This is a genomic window from Acinetobacter sp. 228, assembly GCF_048147885.1.
In genome coordinates this window covers 40,108-61,268 of sequence record NZ_JAYWYV010000003.1, presented here as the reverse complement: position 1 = coordinate 61,268, position 21,161 = coordinate 40,108, and the positions used below count along the sequence as shown (strand labels likewise).

The window sequence follows — 21,161 nt, the reverse complement described above, 5'->3', positions numbered from 1 at the left end:
AAATCTACTTGAAAAATCATCAGATAAAACCTAGCCTGAACATATTGGGTTAGGTTTTTTCTTATGCGTATCTTTCAACGAATTCACAATAAACTGAACTGGTCGACTCGCCGTTATGCGACCTTAGCCATCAGTCTGCTGGCAGTCAGTTATCTGGCATCTGCCATTTATCATACTTATAAGCCTTTACCGGAAGGCTTGAATTACACGGGCAAGCTGCGTCATGCCGAAGTCAAGTTTCTGGCCGATCAGACCTATCTGGATGCAGAAGGAAAACAGCATCTGGATCATCGCATTTTCAATGAAATGCTGAAAATGATTGAAGAGGCCAAATCACTGATTGTGCTGGATATGTTTTTGTTTAATCAGCAAACCGGAACCTCGAAACAGGAGCATCAAGCATTGAGTCAACAGCTGACGGATGCTCTGATCAGTAAACGTCTGGTACAGCCTGAGGTGGAAATCAAGTTTATTACCGATCCGATCAATTCGGTCTATGGCGGGGTCAAGTCCGAACAGTATCGGGCGTTGCGCCAGCACGGCATCGATGTCATTGAAACCAATCTTCTTCCTTTACGGGCTTCCAATCCGGGCTGGTCAGGCTTCTGGTATTTATGTTGCCAGGGCATTGGCAATAACCCGGAAAAAGGCTGGTTACCAAATCCATTTGGACCAGAAAAAATTACCCTGCGCAGTTATTTTGATTTATTTAATTTTAAAGCCAATCATCGTAAAACTTTAGTGGTGGATACCGATCAGGGCTGGAAAGCTCTAGTCACCTCCATGAACCCGCATGATGGCAGTTCACGGCATTCCAATATTGGCTTGTTAGTCTGGGGGACTACAGCCGTAGACATTCTGAAAACGGAACAGTCTGTAGGCATGATGTCACATGCCAATATGCCAGCGATCGTTGCGGGGGATTTTCAGGCAGAGAATACCCAGCCACAGGTGCAGGTGCTGACAGAAAAAGCCATTTATGACGCGATTCTGAACCTGATCCAGACGGCAAAAGCCAATGAACAGATTGATCTGGCGATGTTTTATCTGTCTGAACGCAAAATTATTAAAAGCCTGATCGCGGCTCATGATCGTGGTGTCAAGGTTCGGGTTTTGCTCGATCCCAACAAAGATGCTTTTGGCCGTGAAAAGAACGGGATTCCAAACCGGCAGGTGGCTTGGGAACTGCATCAGGCTGGCATTCCGGTACGTTGGTGTAATACCCAAGGGGAGCAATGTCATAGCAAGATGATCATCAAGCGTAATACCCAGCAAGCTGAAATGATTTTAGGTTCAGCCAATTTCACAGCCCGTAACCTGAAAAACTATAATCTGGAAACTGATTTGCGTGTAGTTGGGTCATCACAGGCGAGTGTGTTCGTCGATGCCCAGCGTTATTTTAATAGTTCTTGGTCGAACCAGAATGGCCAAAAAGCAAGTCTTGATTATGCTGCCTATCAGGATGATTCACGATGGAAATACTGGCTGTACCGCTTTATGGAATGGAGTGGCTGGTCGACGTTTTGATTTTAAATTCCTCCTGACCTCTCTTTAAAAAATGGGAGGAAAGTCCCTCTTTGAAAAAGAGGGACTTAGGGAGATATTTTATGATCAGCTTTTTGATTCTGGATTTGGCGGAACCAGCTGATCCAGCTCTTTATCCGTTAATTGATCCAGTTCAGAAATATCAGTTTTAATTTTCCATTGGGTTTCATCATCGACCGGATTGGGTAGACGCGCTTCTAGCCAGTCACAGACCACGTCTGGCGGGAAATCAGCGTGATTACACTGGATCACCCAGGACAGGAAATCTTTGGCAACCCCATTCATGTACGGTGGAGGTGATACGGGAAGAAACTGAGTCGGAAGACGTTCATTTTTAGAAATATAATTTAGGACATGTCCCAGCTCTTGCACAGTTTGCCACGCCAGCGGATGATCTACATTAATCTGAAATTTAAACCACCATGCCTGTTTGCCATCTGAGCCATAGCTATCAATTCGCTCTTTCTGAACACTCGGCACTTTAGAAAAATATTCATATAAACGATCGAAATTTAAATCAGCCACGGTATTCAACTCGAAACATTAAAAAAGCAATTTTAGCATAAAGCAGCCGCCTGCCGATGTGCCTGCCAGAATGAAAACATGCAAGCGCATTACAAAAAATTGCAGGTCCTACAAGCTTATTCATATTTCCTGCATTTATTTTGTTTAAAATATAATCAGGATATTTAGAGGAAGCTCAAATGAAAATAGTATTATCGGGTGCAATATTCGCTACATTGCTATTAGGAGCTTCTGCACAGAGTATGGCTGGAAATGCCTGGGTGGGCTACAGTGGTGTAGACCGTTCTGTACCGAATTATCGTAGTGCACCACGACCTTATGATCCACCACGGCAGCATTACCCGCAACGTCCACTGCCACCGCGACCACATTACCCGCAACACCCATCACATTGGGGTTATCCGCCTGCGCAGAGTCAAAGCGGCCTCAATATTCAGTATCATGCACCGACCACTATTTATCAAAATTCGAATAGTTATAGCTGGGTCAATGGTGATCCGAATGTTGCCCGGATTGAAAGTTCGAGATATACGGTAATTACCGATTGGCAGCGTTTAGGGTTACCAGCACCACCGCGTGGCAGCTACTGGATTTATGAAAACGGACGTTATGTGCTGATGTCAAATCGTTAAACTGTTCTAAATTCTGAACGGATAATTCAGTTATAAATGTAAATAACCAGAAAGACCAAAATAGTTTCCTCTCCCGTGAGGAGAGGTTACTTGAGATCAATAGTCCTAAACCCTGAACGAGGCTTAAGTATTACTTTAAGCTGAAGTGCAAAAAAAGAGGGCTTAAAAGACTATGCCAGTTCATCATCTTCTGGACGTGGCGTTTTGCCGGGCGGTAGGGGCTTTTCACTATGTTTGTCACGCATCACCGATGGATAGGTCCATGAAGCATAACGCACCACCAAGATTGCAAAAGCCAGAATCAGGATTGAACCGGTAATAATGACCAGATCCATGCTGGCCTTATGGGTATGTTGAATATCTGCAATCAGCAAACGGGTCAGGGCGGTAATGGCAATATAAATCAGGAAGCGTACCGGCATATGGTTGGTCTTGAAATAGATGCCGACCATGGCGCCAAGTTCCAGATAAATAAACAGTAAAAGAATATCGTCAATGGTGGCGAACTGTTTGACAGTCAGAATATCGATGACGGTATGGCCCGCAGACCAGATCACCATACAGCCAATAATAAACAGGGCAATATAATGAAAGCTTTCTACAGCAAGATTACCGAAACGGTCGAGGAGGGCTTCAAATTTTTCAATTTTCGAACGAGATATGGACATATTATCCTCCTGATTTTCCATGTGATATAAACGATAGTTACAGAATAACGTGCAAAGATCATGCACAGAATGATTGAATGAAAAATAAAGATTAAATTATTTGAACTTTTGCGCTTTTTTTAGACTAAATTGCTATATTGTATGAGTGGTACATTGAATAAATAGGAGAAAAAAGTGTTAGATAAAATTCAAACAAAAATTAGCCAATTAGAAGCCGGAAAAAAATTAATCCTCGGCGTAGGCATTAAGGCTGAGGATATGCAAAAGGTGGTGGAACTTTGTGAGTCATTGGAGTCAGAGGGGAATATCAAAATTGTAAATAAACATTTGAACCCGAAAACGAATAATCAACCAGATACACTACTGATCCAAAAAGTTTAATTTTGGAGTTTAAAAAACGCCTGCATCAGCAGGCGTTTTTTATTGCAGATTTTCAGTTTAAGCTTGAGTCGTGAAATAATCTTCAGAGAAGTTCATGATGACGTCAGAACCTGATTTCACTTTAGTAATGCGTAATGCCAGTTCAGGCAAAATGCGTTGCACAAAATAACGTGCCAGAGCGAGTTTATTTTGATAGAACTCACCCTCTTTGTTTTTCGCTGCATTGGCAATGCGCGCGAACATATAAGAGAAGCTCAACAGACCTACAGCGTGCAGATAGTCCACTGCAGTCGCATTCGGAAAGTCATGGCTTTCTCTTGCTGCTTCCAGAATGTACTGAGTCACTGATTCAACTTCAGTCGCGGCATCCAGTGTGGCATCTTTAATGAAGTTCAGGTCCGCATCCAGACTATTGGCAAAGTCACGGATTTCAGAGATATATTCAGAGATATATTCGCCGCCACATTTAATGGTTTTACGGCCGATCAAGTCTTGTGACTGTACGCCATTGGTGCCTTCATAGATCTGGGAAATACGCAGGTCACGGATACATTGCTCTAGACCCCATTCACGGATATAGCCATGACCGCCGAAGACCATTTGTGCATCCAGGGTTGCCTGGAATGCAGTATCGGTCAGATACGCTTTCGCGATTGGTGTTAATAGCGCAACACGGTCATTGGCCTTTTTCACAGCTTCCGGATCGGTCGAGAATTTGGTGATATCCAACTGTTGACCTACATACACGGCGAATGCACGTGAAGCTTCATTATTGGCACGTACATTCAGCAGCATACGGCGTACATCACCATGCACTAGAATACTGTCCGCAGGTTTGTTTGGCGACTGAACGCCAGCCGCACTACGGCCCTGTAAACGGTCTGTGGCATATTGCGCAGCATTTTGGTAAGCAAACTCAGAAGCGCCCAAGCCCTGGATACCCATTGACAGACGTTCATAGTTCATCATCACGAACATTGCCGCCAGCCCTTCGTTTTCTTTACCAACCAGATAACCTTTCGCATCGTCGAAGTTCATCACACAAGTCGCAGATGCCTTGATCCCCATTTTATGTTCAATTGAACCAGGGCCAACCGGATTACGCTCACCTAGTGAACCATCTGCATTGACCAGGAATTTCGGTACGATGAACAGGGAAATACCACGAGAGCCGGCAGGCGCATCAGGCGTTTTTGCAAGAACTAAATGAATGATGTTCTCAGCCAGGTCATGGTCACCGCCAGTAATGAAAATCTTGGTACCAGTAATGCTATAAGTACCATCATCATTACGTTCAGCTTTGGTCTTGATAATACCAAGATCGGTACCTGCATGCGGTTCAGTTAGACACATGGTACCTGACCATTCACCAGAGTAAATTTTAGGCAGGTAAGTTTCTTTTTGCGCTTGAGAACCATAACTGTTCAGTGCCATACCAGCACCCACTGAAAGAAGCGGGTAGAGCATGAAAGATGGATTGGTGGCAAAAAGCATTTCATCTGACAGAACGGTCAGCATTTTTGGCATTTCCTGGCCGCCCCATTCAGCATCAGCACCCAGGCCGATCCAGCCGCCCTCAGCATATTGTTTGAATGCTTCTTTAAAACCAGCAGGTGTGGTGACATTGCCATTTTCATATTTTGCACCTTCTTCATCACCTGTACGGTTCAGAGGAAGCGTGACATTTTGTGCAAACTTCGCCATTTCTTCAAGAATAGCTTCTGCTGTAGCAGTATCCAAGTGGGCAAGGTTTTCATTGGCTTGCCAGAACTGTTCTGCATTGAAAACATCGTTCAGAATGAATTTCATGTCAGCAAGTGGCGCGTTATAAATTGGCATAGTGTGTCACCTGTTTTATTGTTTGATTGGGTTGTTTTGAGTCAGTCTAAAGCATTAAAAATCTGAATGTTAGACGACTAAAGGTTAATTCTGTAACGCTTTATAAAGAAAAAGGACTGCCTGATGATGACCGTCCTTTTTCTTATTATGCATTTAAAACTGCACTAACTTAGAATGCGAAGTGTTCAGCATCTAAAGTCATTAACGGCTCTACACCTGTTGCAATCACGTCAACGTGTGCACGAACACGTGGCAGGATTTTCTTGAAGTAGAAACGTGCAGTAGTCAACTTGGCATTGTAGAAGTCTGCTTCAGTTGTACCGGCAGCAAGTGTTTCCTGAGCAACCAGTGCCATGCGTGCCCATAGGTAGGCAAGGGTTACATAACCAGAGAAGTACAGGTAGTCAACCGCAGCTGCGCCCACTTCTTCAGGGTTTTGCATCGCACGCATACCAATCTGCATGGTCAGGTCACCCCATTCCTTGTTCAATGCCGCAAGCGGTTCAACAAACTCTTTCATTGCAGCATTGTCTTTGTTTGCTTCAGCAAATTTATGGATGATCTTGGTGAAGTCTTTCAACATTGCACCTTGAGTACCCAGAACTTTACGGCCTAACAAGTCCAGTGCCTGGATTTCAGTCGTACCTTCGTACAGGCAAGCGATACGTGTATCACGTACAATTTGCTCCATACCGTGCTCAGAAATAAAGCCATGACCACCGAATACCTGTACACCGTGTTTCGCAGCTTCAGAACCAGTTTCAGTCAGGAAGGCTTTTGCGATAGGTGTGAGCAGAGACAAGATGTTGTCTGCAAATTTACGGTCTGCTTCTTCCGGTGCATGTTCAACCACGTCAGCATATTGTGCTAACAGGTAAACTAGTGCACGACCACCTTCTGCATATGCTTTTTGCGTCAACAGCATATTACGTACCGCAGGATGCACAATGATTGGATCTGCTTCTTTTTCAGGTGCTTTAGGACCAGAAAGAGAGCGCATTGCCAGGCGGTCTTTTGCATATGCAAGTGCGCCTTGGAATGAACCTTCAGATGCTGCAAGACCTTGAACTGCTGTACCGATACGTGCTGTGTTCATGAACGTGAACATGCAGTTTAGACCGCGGTTTTCAGGCCCAATCAGGTAACCTTTTGCATTATCAAAGTTGATCACACACGTTGCGTTACCATGGATACCCATTTTGTGTTCGATCGAACCACAACGTACGCCATTGCGGTCAGCGATTGAACCGTCAGCATTCAGGTTGAATTTTGGTACGATGAACAGAGAAATACCTTTGGTACCTTTCGGTGCGCCAGGAAGGCGAGCCAGTACAATATGAATGATGTTCTCTGCCATGTCATGTTCACCAGCAGAGATAAAGATTTTCTCGCCAGAGATTGCATAACTGCCGTCAGCTTGTGGCTCGGCTTTGGTACGGATAATACCCAGATCAGAACCTGCGTGAGATTCGGTCAGGCACATGGTACCCGTCCACTCGCCTGAAACCAGTTTAGGCAGATAGGTATCTTTTTGTTCTTGCGAACCGTGGTGTTCTAAAGTACGAACTGCACCGTGAGACAGACCCGGGTACATACCCCATGCCCAGTTCGCAGTACCGACCATTTCAGAAATTGTGATGCCTAAAGAGTTAGGAAGACCTTGGCCGCCATATTGCTCTTCAGCAGAAAGAGAAGGGAAGCCCAGCTCGATATATTTTTGGTATGCTTCTTTAAAACCAGTTGGAGTGGTGACAACGCCATCATTCCAGGTACAGCCTTCACGGTCACCGGTCTGGTTAATAGGAGATAATTCATTTTCACAGAAGTCTGCTGCAGCTTCTAAGTACTGATCCACCAGCTCACGGCTTACGTTTTCTTGGAATGCAGGGAGATTTGCATAGTGTTGTTCAGCATTTAATAACTCATGCAAAACGAATTGCATATCACGTAAAGGCGCTTTGTATTGTGGCATATCGGGTTCCTCAATACTGGTTGAACCAGCGTTATAATCTTAGATGAACTAAAACCTGTCGTCACTGACATGGTTTGGAATAGTCTAATCGTGCAACAACTTCCCTTGCGGTACAAGCTTTTTGAGGTGATTTGTTGGTGACTGTAAAGTCAAAGATTAATCTGAATAGTGCCTTAAATGTCTTGCGTATAAAGACTTTAGTCATATTCTGCTGGAAAGGAATAGTCAACTGCATGCAAGAAAGTGCCCCCAATAAAAAAGCACCCGAAGGTGCTGATAGTGACGCATTGATTCCTATGTATTAATAGGCAGGCGCTTTAGGCTGGAAACGAACAAGGCATTTGCCATTGATGGTGTGTTCACCCATCTTGATCTGTACTGCAGTACCGTCTTTTTTACCTTGACAGGCTTGGCGCATTGCCTGTTGATGTGCCTGACGTTGAGCCAGACGCTGATCAAACTGTTTGGTTAATTCTGAACGTTGGGCATCAGTCAGGACTTCGCCACGCATCATGCTTCCACGCATGTCACCACGAATTGGACCATATTCAGCTTGCATGCCGCGATATTCGCCACGTTGACTCTTCATCTCTTTACGGTCTGCTTTAAAGACCATCTGGCAGGTACCATCTATGGTTTTATCGCCACTCTTGACCTGAATGGCTGAACCAGCAGCTTTATTGTCGCAGGCCTGTTGAAGCTGTTTGGCAAACTGCATCCGTTCTGCACGTTTCGCCTTAAACTGCTCACGCTGTTCAGGGCTCAGATGATGTTTTTTACCTTCATGATGTTTCATCATGTGGGGGTGATCACTACTTTGCACATTGCTGGTAGATTGACAGGCAGTCAAGGCACCCATTGATAAAACACTGCCACTGATTAATGCTATTTTTGTCATGGTTTGCATATGATTTATCCCGTTAAAGGTCTGATTCTTTTGATCGTTAAAGATTAAACAATAAAGATGTAGAAACAATGAAGGGTTTTTTGATGCAGTGTTCGCTACAATAATGAATATAGAAGAAAAATTGAGATTTCTATTTTGAACATTCGCCGTATTCCCATTGCATTACGTCTATTTTTGACTGTACTGTTGACCACGCTGGTCATTACCACGGTGAGTCTGGGTGTATTGCATCTGAATATGCAGCGTAATTTTGCCCGCTATGTCGCCGATGTCGAAATGCAGAAGCTGGATTATGTGATTGAAAATCTGGCAGATGTCTATGCGGTCTATCAGGACTGGGGTAATGCGATTCAGGCACAGATTCTCCAGATAGAAGGTGAAGCTGCACCGGATGATTATGACCGTTTATCACGCTGGTGGCTGCGCCGTCAGTATGATATTGCCTTGCAGCAGCGTTATTTTCAGGAACAGACCTTGGCTCAGGTCGCACCCAGTATGGTAGATCCGGCGCTGCCACAACGTCAGGTCAATGAAGAAGAATTACGTGTGCTGGCATCTAATTTGCCGTCCCAGTTTCAGCCCTTTGAAGGTTTGAAATTCCCGCTCAGCTCCAATCAGAATCTGTTTAGAGCTGACCGCAAGAATGGGGAACAGCCAGCACAGCAACCGACCGGCAAGAAGCAGTTTATCCAGATGCCGGATCGTCTTGGTCTCAGTTCACGTCTTTCCCTGTATGATGCCAAGCGTCGTTTTGTGGTCGGTGAGGCTTCGGATGAGCAGGTCTCCTATCGTCCGATTATGGTAAATAACCAGATTGTCGGCTATTTGGGCTTAAAACCGGTACTGGACCAAGATGATGCCTTAAGTATCAATTTCTTCAGTAACCAGAAGCGTTATTTATTTCTGGTATATGCACTCAGCGTTCTGGCAAGTCTGATTGCTTCCCTGTTACTGGCGACTTATTTTAAAAAGCCGATTCAACGTCTGCTGAATGGTACGCGAGCCTTAACCCAGGGTAATTATCAATATCAGATTAAAGTGAACCGCAATGATGAACTGGGTGATTTATCCAATGAACTAAATGCATTGGCGGTAATTCTGGATCAGCATGAAACCTCACGCCGTCAGTGGGTGGCAGATACTTCGCATGAATTAAAAACCCCGCTGGCAGTATTGCAGGCGCAGATTGAAGCAATGCAGGATGGAATCCGTAAACCGACCCCTGAGCATTTTGCTTCCATGCTGGCGCAGGTGAGTAGCCTGAAAAAGCTGACTCAAGATCTGGCTGCACTGGCACAGGCAGACGCCCAGCAATTGCAATTTTATTTCTCGACGGTCAATCCGTGGGAAGTGGTACAGCAGGAACTCATCAACTTCCAGCCGAACTTTGAACAGGCTGAATTGGCAGTCATTGCAGAGGGTGAAGGTACTGAGTTAAATCTGGATCTGGATCGTTTTAAACAGATTGTGGCGAACTTGCTGAGCAACAGTATTCGCTATACTGAAGCAGGCGGGCAGGTTCATATTCATACCACACAGGATGATAAAGAATGGACCCTGTATGTCGATGACAGTCCGTATGGCCTGACCGATGAACAACTGGCGCGTATTGGTGAGCGTTTCTACCGTGTCGATGATTCACGTACCCGGGCCACTGGCGGAACCGGCCTTGGTTTGGCATTATCATGTAAAATTACTCAGGCGCTGGGCGGCAGCTTAAGCTTTGCACATTCACCGTTGGGTGGCTTGCGATGCAAGCTGAGCTTTCCTAAACAAATGAAACCATGAAGGGAATATATTGATGAAACATATCATGCTGGTTGAAGATGAAATCGAACTTGCACAGTTGGTGCGAGACTATCTGGAAGCTGCTGGTTTTGAGGTCAGTATGTTTCATGATGGGCAGGAAGCATATAACAGCTTTACCCAGCGTAAACCGAGTCTGATGATTCTGGATCTGATGGTGCCGCGTATGGACGGTCTGACCATTTGCCGTAAAGTGCGAGAACAGTCAGATTTGCCAATTATCATGGTGACCGCGCGTACCGAAGAAATTGACCGCGTGCTGGGGCTGAATATGGGGGCTGATGATTATATCTGTAAGCCATTTAGTCCAAAGGAACTGGTAGCACGGGTACAGGCTGTGTTACGTCGTCTGGACCGTAAATCAGAACCGGAAAGCAATGACCTGTTCCGCATGGACAAATCCCAGCAACGAATCTGGTACCAGCAAAAAGCTTTGAACCTGACACCGACTGAATTCCGTTTACTGGAATTATTCCTGGAACATGTTGGACAGGTCTATTCTCGTGCGCAATTGCTGGATCATATCAATCCGGACAGTTTTGATGTCGCAGACCGGGTCATTGACAGTCATATCAAAAACCTGCGCCGCAAGATTTCCGATGCAGCTGAAACCGGTAACCGTCATGAGTGGATTCAGGCGGTGTATGGGGTCGGTTACCGTTTTGAATATCCTGAAGACTGATTAAGTTTTTAATGTTTAAGAGAAGCGAATGGGTGAGTACTTATTCGCTTTTTTTATAAAGCATTATTCTTTTGATTTTATGAAAAGAACAGGACACGTGTATAATGCCTTCTGGATCATTTTTAGAGGGTTCTGAAACCTAGGGTTTTTGATGGTTAAGAACTTATTCTGAAAATTATTTATTACTTTTTTAGATTCTGATTGAGTGCGAAAAACTGTTGGCTATCAATATTTTAATTTATTTCAATATAATAATGAATACAGTCTCTAGTATCCTCACCGATTAAAGGAAATCTTGCCCAATTTTTTAAAATGCCTGTTTGGGTGAAACCTGATTTAATCAGGGCGTTTTGCGATCTACTATGTTCTGCATCACAAAAAGTTTCAATTCTTTCAAGAGTGCTGTTATTTTTTAAATAAGTAATTACAGCTTTTAGGGCTTCTTGCATGAACCCTTGTCCTTGAAATTTTTTTCCTAGTCCAAAGTGGATTTCCCCACAATTCTCTTTATTAAAAAGCAATACAATTCCCAGAGCCAAATCCGTTTTCTTGTCGCTAACAATCCAGGCAAAATTTTTATCTGGGTCTTCCCAGTTGACCCCACACCAATTTTCCAACATGTTTTTTGTCTGACTTATATTTTTATGTGGCATTCTCTGGAGATATTTGCTCGCTTCCCAGTCTCCGAAATATTCAGTAAAGAGAGAATTTTCATCCCCAGTCTGAAATTTACGTAAATTTAGACGATCAGTTTTTATAGGCGAAGCTAATACTTTGTGAGTTTTCATAGTTATTTAATTTAAAATTCTAGCCTTAGTTTAAAAATATATGATCAGTTTATTCAAGTACAGCTTAAATGCTCCTAAGTAATTTAATTCTCTGTTGATCTGTTTTATTTAACTTTGCTACCACCCGCTCATAAGAATTCAGTACCAAATCTTGGATCAAAGCTTCATCCAGATATTCACTCTCGTAAACTGAAATCCAATGCTGTTTATTCATATGCCAGCCAGTACGAATATATGGATAAATATCCCGCAGCATTGCACCGTGCTCAGGCTCGACTTTTAAATTAATGGCAGCTTTACCTCGCAAATGAAAAGTCAGCATAAAGACTTTATCCATGACTTTATAAACATCGCAGCCCTCACCAAAAGGCTGGGTGACTTTTAGTTCAGGAAGTTTTAAAGCAGTTTGGGCAGTAAGAGTGTGTAAGGTCATAAGCTGTGAATAAATAAAAAAACTGTGGATAGTGTTTAAATTATCCACAGTTTTTATTTTAGATGTGAATAAATTAAGAAGAACAGCTGACCATTACTTCTGGCACATCACTTGGCAATGGTGCTAAATCTTCAGGCTGTTCCAGATCTGAATGTTTCTGATAAGGCTGACTCAATAATTTAAACAGGCGGTCTACTTCAGAAAAATCATCCCGCTCTGCCAGTTCAATGGCTTTCTGTGCCATATGATTTCGCAGAATATAATGCGGATTGGCCAGTTGCATGGCGGCATCCAATTCTTCTATATCCTGATGTTCACGGATAGATTCATATTGCGCCAGGAATGCTTCAAACTGGCGTCGGTCCAGGCAATCATCTTTAAGGGCTTCATAGTCTTTATTTTGCAACCGGATAAAACTCTGGGTGTAGTCCAGTTGCTCACTTTGCAAAATTCGCAGGAAGGCCATTGCACAGTCAAAACTGTCTTTATGGAAACTTGGCAACCCCATTTTCTGGTTTAAACCATGCTCATAATGTTCCAGGAAAGTTGGTTCATAGTGTTCCAGACATTGGGACAGATCCTGTTTCCATTGTTCTTTATCATAGTCTATAGGGCAGAGCGAAATCAGGTTATTCAGCCACATCCATAAATTCCAGTGTCCGATACTGGGCTGCTGCTGATAGGTGTAACGGCCTTGATAATCGGAATGGTTATTGATCCAGTTCGGACGGAAGCGTTCCATAAAACCATAAGGGCCAAAGTCGAGTGTTGAGCCGGTAATATTCAGGTTGTCAGTATTCATGACGCCATGTGCAAAACCGACCAGTTGCCATTTGGCAATCATGACGGCAGTACGCTGAATGACTTTGGTGGCAAAGGCTAATATTGGCTGTTCAGCTTGCAGACATTCCGGATAATGCCACTCGATACATTTTTGCGTGAACTCAGCTAATACATCTGGCTGATATTGATTGATCCACTCAAAATGGCCAAAACGGATATGGCAGTCTGAGCTACGCAACATCATCGCGCCCGGCTCTAGCTTTTCGCGCTGTACCCCCTGAGTAGATGAAGTGAAACCAACTGCATTACTGGATGCCACACCCAAAGCATTTAAGGCATGACCCGCCAGATACTCACGGATCACTGAACGCAGTACGGCCCGGCCATCTCCCATACGCGAATAAGGCGTAGACCCAGCACCTTTTAAGTGTAGATCAATGGTCTGATTATTTTTATCCAGAATTTGTGCAATCAGCAGCCCGCGACCATCTCCCAATTGTCCTGCCCATTGTCCAAACTGATGACCTGCATAGACCATGGCTAAGGGTTCAAACTCAGCAAAGACTTTCTGACCACTACAAATCTCGACCCATTTTGCCTTGTCTTCCTCCGACCATTGCAGCTGTTCTGCCAATGCAGCATTAAAATGTCCGGCTTTTGCGCCTTTTAACGGAAGGGGAAGCTGATGATGATAGAGACAGGACGGAAGTGTTTGATAGCGAGAATTAAAATACATGGCATTCAGTACAGGCTAGGAGTAAATGAACTATAACAAAGATAGTTGTATAAAACTGTTGTATAAGCGAGAGTTCACGTTATCTTTCAGCATAAAAAAAGCCCCGAGCGAGGCTTTTCGTTTTGACAGATTTTTATTGAGAAACTGCAGATTTTTTCAAATTACGAACCAGTAAGTTCAAGGTCTCACGGTGATGGGAAAGACGTTGTTCTACCAGCTGGAATTCAACTTTCAATTTGTCATCCATCTGGTGAATCTTTTCAGCCATCGATGCTTTCTTGACCTGAATTTCCTGTTCTTTCAACTTCGCCCAGTCATTTAAAGTTTGGGTAAAAGCATCATATTCCTGTGCAATCTTGGTTTTCACTGTCGAGATATCTTCAGAAACGTCATGGCCATAAACTGCAAGATCCTGTTCAGCATATTTAAACTTCATTGCCAATTCCGCTTTTTTAATATTAAAGCTAGGAATACGGCGCAAGTTTTTTGCTAAACCGAGTTTAGAGCAGGTCCAGATCAACCATTTGGTTGGATCATACTGCCACCATTTCACGCCGTTACGGTAGTCGTACTGGAAAATGTGGTGATAGTTATGATAACCCTCACCCCAAGTTGCGATTGCAAGTACAAAATTGTCACGCGCAGTATTTTCGTCAGTATATGGACGATTCCCCCACATATGGCACAGTGAGTTGATGAAGAAAGTGACGTGATGGCTCAAAATTAAACGCATTAATCCGCCTAACAGCAATACACCCCAGACATCGCCTACCATCAAGCCAATAGGTAATAAAATTGCGGCATGAACGGCAATCACTAATGGAACGTAGTATTTGTCCTGAAACATCACTACTTTATCTTTTAACAGATCTGGCGCATTTTTGTAGTTGGCTACACCGGATGGATAATCACGTAACATCCAGCCGATATGTGCATACCAGAAGCCTCGATTGATCGAGTACGGGTCTTGCTCCACGTCATCAACATGACGGTGATGGGTACGGTGACCAGATGCCCAGAATAAAATACTATTCTGTACTGCAAATGTACCCATGATCATCAAGATGATTTTTAATGGTAAGGTGGCTTCATAAGCACGATGTGCCCACAGGCGATGGTATCCTGCTGTAATGCCAAGGCTGCTTACGCCCAGTAAAACAAACATACTGATCCAAGCGGCAACACTAAAATCATGGTGATACGCATACAACGGAATCGCAATCAGGGCTACGATTGGTAAAAATACCAATGCAAACACAGCAATCCAGTTGATGGGGGCTTTGGGTAAGGGAGCATTCATCTCCAACAGCACTCCTAGAACCTCGAAAGGTTTAACAATAAGCAGAAACCGCTGTTCGTTTTAACAGCAGCCTATCTTGTTCATATTAGCATGTGGTCTAGGGCTGCACTAGCATTATTGTACGGTTGTATTGTACTTATGAGTCTTGGAATAAGCCGACAAAAACTGCCATTTTTCCAAGCTGGATAAACCCTGATTTCTGTCTAAGTGACTGAGGATCATCAACCTTTTATTTTTTTATTTTTGGGTTAGGATAGCTGAAAGGGTTGTTCATAATTTCTACAAGATTACATGTCGGTTTGCAGACAGATGCGGAAAATAAACCTAAGTTAACCTAGACTTAGCATAAGTTTAAGCAGATTCTCTATTTTTAAAAATTGATGAGGGTAAAGATATCAACAAGAAGATAACTGCAAATTTATTATGTAAATGAGGCTAGTACTTTAAAGCTGTTGCAGCATCAGTTTTGGATAATCTGTAATTAAGCCCTGAATACCCCAGTCCCGAAGCTGCTTGGCACGCGTCACATCATTGACCGTCCAGACACTGATATTTAGCTCGGCCGCCTGCGTAGCCTGGATCAGGCCTTGGCTAACCAGTTCATTCATCCAGCCAATATGACAGCATCCCAGTTCCAACGCCTGATCAATGGCTTGATGTTTGACATCAGTTTCAATCAACAAGCCGCGTTTTAAGCGGGAGTTTTGCTGTTTCAATGCATTCAGGATTTTCGCATCAAAGCTGGTAACAATAGCTGCCTGCTCATAGCCTTGCAGTTGTTGTTCGACTTCTAATGCTATTTTTTCGGCTGCTGCTTCTGAGTCAACACTTTTGATTTCAACTTCAATATGTTCAAAATTTCGAATGACATTTAAGGTTTGATCAAGGAGCGGAGTGGCTTCGATTTTATTCCATTCTGACCATTTGACTGCATGATTATACTGGACAAGATCTTGACGGTTACACTCATACAAAGGCTTCTGCAAGCCGGTGGTACGAACAAAATTGTCGTCATGCATGATGATTAAAGCATTGTCTTTGAGTTGACGAACATCAAACTCAACGGCGCGAATGCCGATTTCCTGAATATACTGAAAACCGCCCAAGGTATTTTCAGGGGCTTCGCCACGTGCACCACGATGTCCAATTATGCGCATAAGATGCTCATGAGTGGGAAAGTTAAGTTCATTTTGCGAGGGCTACGTGACAGAAGGATGACACTATCTATTTTCGTCAGATGCCCTATAAAATCAAGACACATCTGACGCGTATTTTTAGATGCTAATCTGGAAGCTGATTTTACTTTTCGATGCTGTCATTGATATTTTTTTGCCAGAGCACTTCAGAACCACCCTCAGCGCGTTGCAGGGTACGCGATGCGACAAATAACCAGTCGGATAGACGGTTCAGCAGTTGTAGCGATGCAGCCTGAATATTTTGGTCACGGTGGTGGACTGACATCACGCTGCGTTCGGCACGACGACAGACTGCACGAGCCTGATGGGCAAAGCTGCACACCAGCGTTCCAGCAGGCAGAATAAAGTCTTTTAACATCGGCAAAGCTTCATTCATACGGTCGATATCATTTTCCAGAAACTCAATCGATACCGGTTGCACCAGATTAAAACCCGGAATACACACTTCACCACCCAGATCAAATAGCCAGTGCTGGATCAGACTTAAGGATTTATCCCAAGGAGTTTTATCTTCAATAGTGCTTGCAGAAATCTGCGCGCGTAATACGCCAATTACTGCATTCAGCTCATCGACATCACCCAGCGCGGTAATACGCAAGTCATCTTTGGCAACGCGTGAGCCATCACCAAGCCCTGTAGTACCCGAATCGCCTGTGCGCGTGTAGATTTTACTTAAACGGTGACCCATTTGAATTCCTTGATTTTTTAAATGCTGAATATAAAAAGAATCATGCCATAGGCATGACATGATTCTCAAAAGTATTTCTAAAAAGGTTGAACTTAGTATTTAAAGGTCACACCCGCAGAAGCGAGTCGGCCACCGTTCACATAGTACTGGTCGCCAGCACTATGCACAGTTTTGTATTTCACATCACCGACATTTTCAATGTTAGTAAACAGTTTAACTGTTGGATTAATATTCCAATAGGCATTTAAGTCAACACGTGCATAACCTGGAATATCACGACTAAAGTCCTTCGCTTTCGATTTTGCTACCAGTGCAGCACTTAAACCGTAATCCGCATTTTGTAGACCTGTCGATACAGTGAATGACTGACGAGGGCGACGTAACAGCTCTGAATTCTGTTTCGTATCTTCAGTTTTGACATAAGTGTAACCGGCATTAATAAAGAACTGATCTTTTGCCCATTGTGCCGTCAATTCGCCGCCAGTCATCCTGGCTTCATCAATGTTCTGGTTTTGGTAAACGGTCGTTGGAAACCATCCTTCTCCACAATCAATAATACATACCGAATTAATTAAATTATCGACTTCCGTATAGAAAACGGAAGCACCTGCCAAAATATTTAATGGAAGTTTTTGATCTATCCCCATTTCATACGAAATGCTTTCTTCAGGCTTCAATTGATCATTGCCGCCAAAAGCATACATATCATTTAAAGTCGGTGCCTTAAATGCTGAACCAATATTGGTATAAATGCTGGTATTAGGGAGCAGTTGGTAACGGATACCACCTTGTGCAACGGTATGTGAGCCAAATTTTTCGTTATCTTCGATACGCACACCCACCTGAGTGCTTAAGCTATTTGTCTGATACTGGTGCTGAATATAGTAGCCTGTTGAATTAATGTCTTCATCAAGAGCCTGGGTTTTTGCATCGGTATTACGCTGGGTAATGCCCAGTAAAACATTTTGTGCTGCCGTGAAATTCCATTTGCCATAGATTTCTGCTTCTTGCGTGGTGCTATGTACAAAGCTGCTTGAGGTGACCTGATCTAAGTCATCTTTAAACTGAGATAGACGTGCATTAATTTCAGTAGTTTGTGTTGGGTTAATACGACCTTTTAAATTTACAATTTCATTTTCAAAATCTTGGCTGGAAAATGCACCCCAATTACTGTATTGCACATTTCCTGAATTTTGACTGTAATCGAGTGATGTTGCATAACGCTCTTTTTCAATACCGAATTTTGCACTATAGCCTTTTTGATCATAACTGTAGTTACGGTTGTCATTGATATTGAATACAGGTGTGCCGTCAGTTTCTAAAACCTGACCGCGAATCTGTGCATACACCCCATTTTCTGCCAGGTCAGCACCAATAATTGATTTGTAGGTTTGATTCTCGCCAATTTCACCTGTTACAAAGGCACCTGTTTTTTCAGGCGTTTTTGTTACAAACTGTACTACACCACCAATTGCATCTGTACCATAAAGCACAGATGCAGGGCCTTTTAAGACTTCAATCTGTTTAAGATCTGTGGTGTCTAAAAATGGAATAGACGCTGCACCTGTGGTGGCTGTATTTAAACGAACACCATCACGTAGTACCAAAACTTGATTGGAATTGGTGCCGCGTAAGAAAATAGAAGTTTGCTGGCCATAACCACCCGATTGCACGACATTAATACTTGGGTCTGTTTTTAGTAAATCTGGTAGTGCTTTAAGAGGTGACTGCTCAAGAATTGCAGGTTCAATAATCGAAATACGCGCTGGCACATTTTCAATTTTTTCTCCAGAGCGAGTCGCAGTGACTACAATGGTATCTAAAGATGCTTTTGCAACTTTTTGCTCGGTGGCATGAACAGATGAAGTGGTACCCAACGCAAGTGCGATCGCACCTACCAAGGCAGTAGGTTGAAATTGAATAGACATGAAATGCTCCATACATTCACTTCCCCGTGAATGATTGAGTTATAGAACACAACAAGCAGGTTTCCGGACTTAAATGTGCAAAGCAGCGACTTTGCTGTATATCCACCTTCCCACATCAAGATGCAGTGGTGTAAACCGAAGGGTTTAAATTGAGATACGTTTCATTTTTTACCGTTGCGGGGGCAGTGCTGGATTTACACCAGCTTCCCTAAAGCCTGAAGGCTTGGACTTGCTGCAAAGTGAGCGCAGTATAAAGTCAGGATGGCGGATACACAATCTGCATCAAGAATAATCCGGATGAACTTTACGCAAGTCAGGAAAATTGCATTACAATGATTTGCCCCAATCTTATAGATTGTTCAATACATTGGTAGATATAGAGCCAACATAATATGCGAACCCGTGCCAAAATTTGTGGAATCACCCGAGTTGAAGATGTACATGCCGTAGTCAATGCTGGCTGTGATGCGATAGGATTTGTATTTTATCCACCGAGTCCGCGGCATGTCACTTTAGAGCAGGCTGAAATCCTGATCCGGGCGGTTCCAGCTTATGTGCAGGCCGTAGGTTTATTTGTAAATAGTCGCGCAGATGAAATCCAGGCGATTTTAAATAAAGTACCGCTGGATATTTTGCAATTTCATGGCGATGAAACACCTGAACAATGTCAGGCCATCGCCCAGCAGGTGGGGCGCCGCTGGTATAAAGCCATTCAGGTGCAACCTGATCTGGATGTGGTTGCAGAAATTCAGCGTTATCAAGATGCAGGTGCAAGTGCAGTACTGTTAGACGCATGGCATCCTGACCTGAAAGGTGGCACAGGGCACAGCTTCGATTGGGATACATTTCCCAAACTCAATATTCCCTTGATCTTGGCAGGCGGTTTAAATCCTGACAATATCGAACAGGCAATTCTCACCACACAGGCGTATGCCGTGGATGTGAGTGGCGGTGTCGAGTCCGCAAAAGGTATTAAAGACCAACAACTCATAGAACGCTTTATGCAAGGAGTCCATCGTGGATCAGCAAAGTACTAGCCAGAACAGTCAGGCAGTTGACTATACCCAATTCCCGGATGAACGCGGGCATTTCGGTATTCATGGCGGACGTTTTGTGTCAGAAACACTCATGGCGGCTTTAGAAGACTTGGAAAAGCTCTATTTTCGTATGAAAGATGATGCGCAGTTTTTGGCAGAATTTGACCGTGACATGGCGTTTTACGTCGGTCGTCCGAGTCCTTTATATCATGCTGAACGATGGTCGAAAGAGTTGGGTGGCGCACAGATTTACCTGAAACGTGAAGACCTGAACCATACCGGTTCTCACAAAGTAAATAATACAATCGGTCAGGCCTTACTGGCGAAGCTTTCCGGCAAGAAACGTATTATTGCCGAAACAGGGGCAGGCCAGCACGGTGTAGCAACGGCAACGATTGCAGCACGTTTAGGTCTTGAATGCGTAGTATTCATGGGCGCAGACGATGTAAAACGTCAGGCGATGAACGTCTACCGTATGCGTTTATTAGGCGCGACGGTTGTGCCGGTAGAAAGTGGATCTAAAACATTGAAAGATGCCATGAACGAAGCCATGCGTGACTGGGTGACCAATGTGGATTCAACTTACTACGTCATTGGTACCGTGGCAGGTCCACATCCATATCCGCAACTGGTTCGTGATTTCCAGTCGATCATCGGTCGTGAAGCACGCCGTCAGATTCAGGAACAGGCAGGCCGTCTGCCAGATGCACTGGTCGCATGTGTCGGTGGTGGATCCAATGCCATGGGCTTGTTCTATCCATTCCTGAATGATCAGGACGTGAAAATGTACGGAGTAGAAGCAGCAGGTCTGGGTATTGAAACTGGTAAGCACTCTGCGCCGTTAAATGCCGGACATGTCGGTGTACTGCATGGTAACCGGACTTACCTGATGTCTGATAAAGAAGGTCAGATCATTGAAACCCATTCAATTTCTGCAGGTTTGGACTATCCGGGTGTGGGTCCGGAACATAGCTTCCTGAAAGATATGGAGCGTGTGAACTATGTACCAATTACAGATACTGAAGCATTACAGGGTTTCCGTGACTTGACCAAGATTGAAGGCATTATTCCGGCGCTGGAAAGTGCACATGCCATGGCATACGTGTCCAAGCTTGCACCGACCATGGACAAGGATCAGATTATTATTGCGACGGTTTCAGGTCGTGGTGATAAGGACTTGATGACTGTGGCACGCATTGATGGCGTAGAAATGGTTGAGATGTAAGTTCCTTAAAGTTCTCTCCTTATAGGAGAGGGTTTGGGAGAGGTTATTTCAAATAAAAAATCGTGCTAATAAAACTTAGCACGATTTTTT

At 43.8% G+C, this 21,161-nt stretch carries 19 protein-coding genes and 1 riboswitch; of the genes, 7 read left to right on the top strand and 12 right to left on the bottom strand.

Translation table 11 applies throughout. The annotated features are described in order from the left end of the window. Positions 1-63: 63 nt before the first annotated feature. Complete coding sequence (locus VXQ92_RS03045) at positions 64-1,527, top strand: phospholipase D-like domain-containing protein (RefSeq protein WP_416680358.1); 1,464 nt, start codon at positions 64-66, stop codon at positions 1,525-1,527. An 84-nt stretch (positions 1,528-1,611) separates the two neighbouring features. Here VXQ92_RS03045 and VXQ92_RS03040 read toward each other — a convergent pair whose 3' ends face one another. Then, positions 1,612-2,070 (bottom strand): hypothetical protein, encoded by a 459-nt coding sequence (locus VXQ92_RS03040; protein ID WP_064094746.1) that lies wholly within the window; start codon positions 2,068-2,070, stop codon positions 1,612-1,614. A gap of 179 nt (positions 2,071-2,249) precedes the next feature. On the opposite strand from VXQ92_RS03040, the gene VXQ92_RS03035 reads away from it, so the two are divergent. After that, entirely contained in the window at positions 2,250-2,702 is a 453-nt protein-coding gene (locus VXQ92_RS03035; RefSeq protein WP_416680357.1) for an RcnB family protein, read from the top strand. Between the two features lie 170 nt (positions 2,703-2,872). Here the strand turns inward: VXQ92_RS03035 and VXQ92_RS03030 are convergent, their stop codons facing one another. Then, the gene (locus VXQ92_RS03030; protein ID WP_064094744.1) at positions 2,873-3,370 is read right to left on the bottom strand and encodes a phosphate-starvation-inducible protein PsiE; all 498 of its coding nucleotides are present in this window, start codon (positions 3,368-3,370) and stop codon (positions 2,873-2,875) included. A 174-nt stretch (positions 3,371-3,544) separates the two neighbouring features. On the opposite strand from VXQ92_RS03030, the gene VXQ92_RS03025 reads away from it, so the two are divergent. Further along, positions 3,545-3,751: a hypothetical protein gene (locus tag VXQ92_RS03025; protein WP_064094743.1), complete on the top strand. Its 207-nt coding sequence runs from the start codon at positions 3,545-3,547 to the stop codon at positions 3,749-3,751. Between the two features lie 57 nt (positions 3,752-3,808). Here the strand turns inward: VXQ92_RS03025 and VXQ92_RS03020 are convergent, their stop codons facing one another. From VXQ92_RS03020 to VXQ92_RS03010, 3 genes are all read right to left on the bottom strand, one after another. After that, positions 3,809-5,590 (bottom strand): acyl-CoA dehydrogenase C-terminal domain-containing protein, encoded by a 1,782-nt coding sequence (locus VXQ92_RS03020; protein ID WP_416680356.1) that lies wholly within the window; start codon positions 5,588-5,590, stop codon positions 3,809-3,811. 169 nt (positions 5,591-5,759) lie between these two features. Further along, on the bottom strand, positions 5,760-7,562 hold the full coding sequence (locus VXQ92_RS03015; RefSeq protein ID WP_416680355.1) for an acyl-CoA dehydrogenase C-terminal domain-containing protein: 1,803 nt from the start codon (positions 7,560-7,562) through the stop codon (positions 5,760-5,762). Positions 7,563-7,863: 301 nt separating this feature from the next. Then, the gene (locus tag VXQ92_RS03010; protein ID WP_416680354.1) at positions 7,864-8,469 is read right to left on the bottom strand and encodes a hypothetical protein; all 606 of its coding nucleotides are present in this window, start codon (positions 8,467-8,469) and stop codon (positions 7,864-7,866) included. A gap of 135 nt (positions 8,470-8,604) precedes the next feature. On the opposite strand from VXQ92_RS03010, the gene baeS reads away from it, so the two are divergent. Continuing rightward, complete coding sequence (baeS, locus tag VXQ92_RS03005; protein ID WP_416680352.1) at positions 8,605-10,257, top strand: sensor histidine kinase efflux regulator BaeS; 1,653 nt, start codon at positions 8,605-8,607, stop codon at positions 10,255-10,257. A gap of 13 nt (positions 10,258-10,270) precedes the next feature. Beyond that, positions 10,271-10,957: a response regulator gene (locus VXQ92_RS03000; protein ID WP_064094738.1), complete on the top strand. Its 687-nt coding sequence runs from the start codon at positions 10,271-10,273 to the stop codon at positions 10,955-10,957. A 233-nt stretch (positions 10,958-11,190) separates the two neighbouring features. Here VXQ92_RS03000 and VXQ92_RS02995 read toward each other — a convergent pair whose 3' ends face one another. From VXQ92_RS02995 to VXQ92_RS02965, 7 genes are all read right to left on the bottom strand, one after another. Continuing rightward, the gene (locus VXQ92_RS02995) at positions 11,191-11,745 is read right to left on the bottom strand and encodes a GNAT family N-acetyltransferase (RefSeq protein WP_416680350.1); all 555 of its coding nucleotides are present in this window, start codon (positions 11,743-11,745) and stop codon (positions 11,191-11,193) included. Between the two features lie 64 nt (positions 11,746-11,809). Continuing rightward, complete coding sequence (locus VXQ92_RS02990) at positions 11,810-12,178, bottom strand: MmcQ/YjbR family DNA-binding protein (RefSeq protein WP_416680349.1); 369 nt, start codon at positions 12,176-12,178, stop codon at positions 11,810-11,812. Positions 12,179-12,251: 73 nt separating this feature from the next. After that, positions 12,252-13,697: a protein adenylyltransferase SelO gene (locus VXQ92_RS02985; RefSeq protein ID WP_416680348.1), complete on the bottom strand. Its 1,446-nt coding sequence runs from the start codon at positions 13,695-13,697 to the stop codon at positions 12,252-12,254. A 133-nt stretch (positions 13,698-13,830) separates the two neighbouring features. Further along, complete coding sequence (locus tag VXQ92_RS02980) at positions 13,831-14,997, bottom strand: acyl-CoA desaturase (RefSeq protein WP_064094732.1); 1,167 nt, start codon at positions 14,995-14,997, stop codon at positions 13,831-13,833. Between the two features lie 443 nt (positions 14,998-15,440). After that, positions 15,441-16,154, bottom strand: coding sequence for a glycerophosphodiester phosphodiesterase (locus VXQ92_RS02975; protein WP_416680347.1), 714 nt, complete (start codon positions 16,152-16,154; stop codon positions 15,441-15,443). 142 nt (positions 16,155-16,296) lie between these two features. Next, positions 16,297-16,881, bottom strand: coding sequence for a cob(I)yrinic acid a,c-diamide adenosyltransferase (locus VXQ92_RS02970; RefSeq protein WP_064102308.1), 585 nt, complete (start codon positions 16,879-16,881; stop codon positions 16,297-16,299). Between the two features lie 92 nt (positions 16,882-16,973). Beyond that, positions 16,974-18,809, bottom strand: coding sequence for a TonB-dependent receptor plug domain-containing protein (locus tag VXQ92_RS02965; protein ID WP_416680346.1), 1,836 nt, complete (start codon positions 18,807-18,809; stop codon positions 16,974-16,976). 36 nt (positions 18,810-18,845) lie between these two features. Further along, positions 18,846-19,057: riboswitch (cobalamin riboswitch) on the bottom strand. A gap of 144 nt (positions 19,058-19,201) precedes the next feature. On the opposite strand from VXQ92_RS02965, the gene VXQ92_RS02960 reads away from it, so the two are divergent. Together VXQ92_RS02960 and trpB are read left to right on the top strand one after the other, a co-directional pair. Next, positions 19,202-19,846, top strand: a complete 645-nt coding sequence (locus VXQ92_RS02960) for a phosphoribosylanthranilate isomerase (protein ID WP_416680344.1) — start codon at positions 19,202-19,204, stop codon at positions 19,844-19,846. After that, positions 19,827-21,071 (top strand): tryptophan synthase subunit beta, encoded by a 1,245-nt coding sequence (gene trpB / locus VXQ92_RS02955; RefSeq protein ID WP_144724093.1) that lies wholly within the window; start codon positions 19,827-19,829, stop codon positions 21,069-21,071. The genes VXQ92_RS02960 and trpB overlap by 20 nt, the downstream gene beginning before the upstream one ends. Positions 21,072-21,161: the final 90 nt, after the last annotated feature.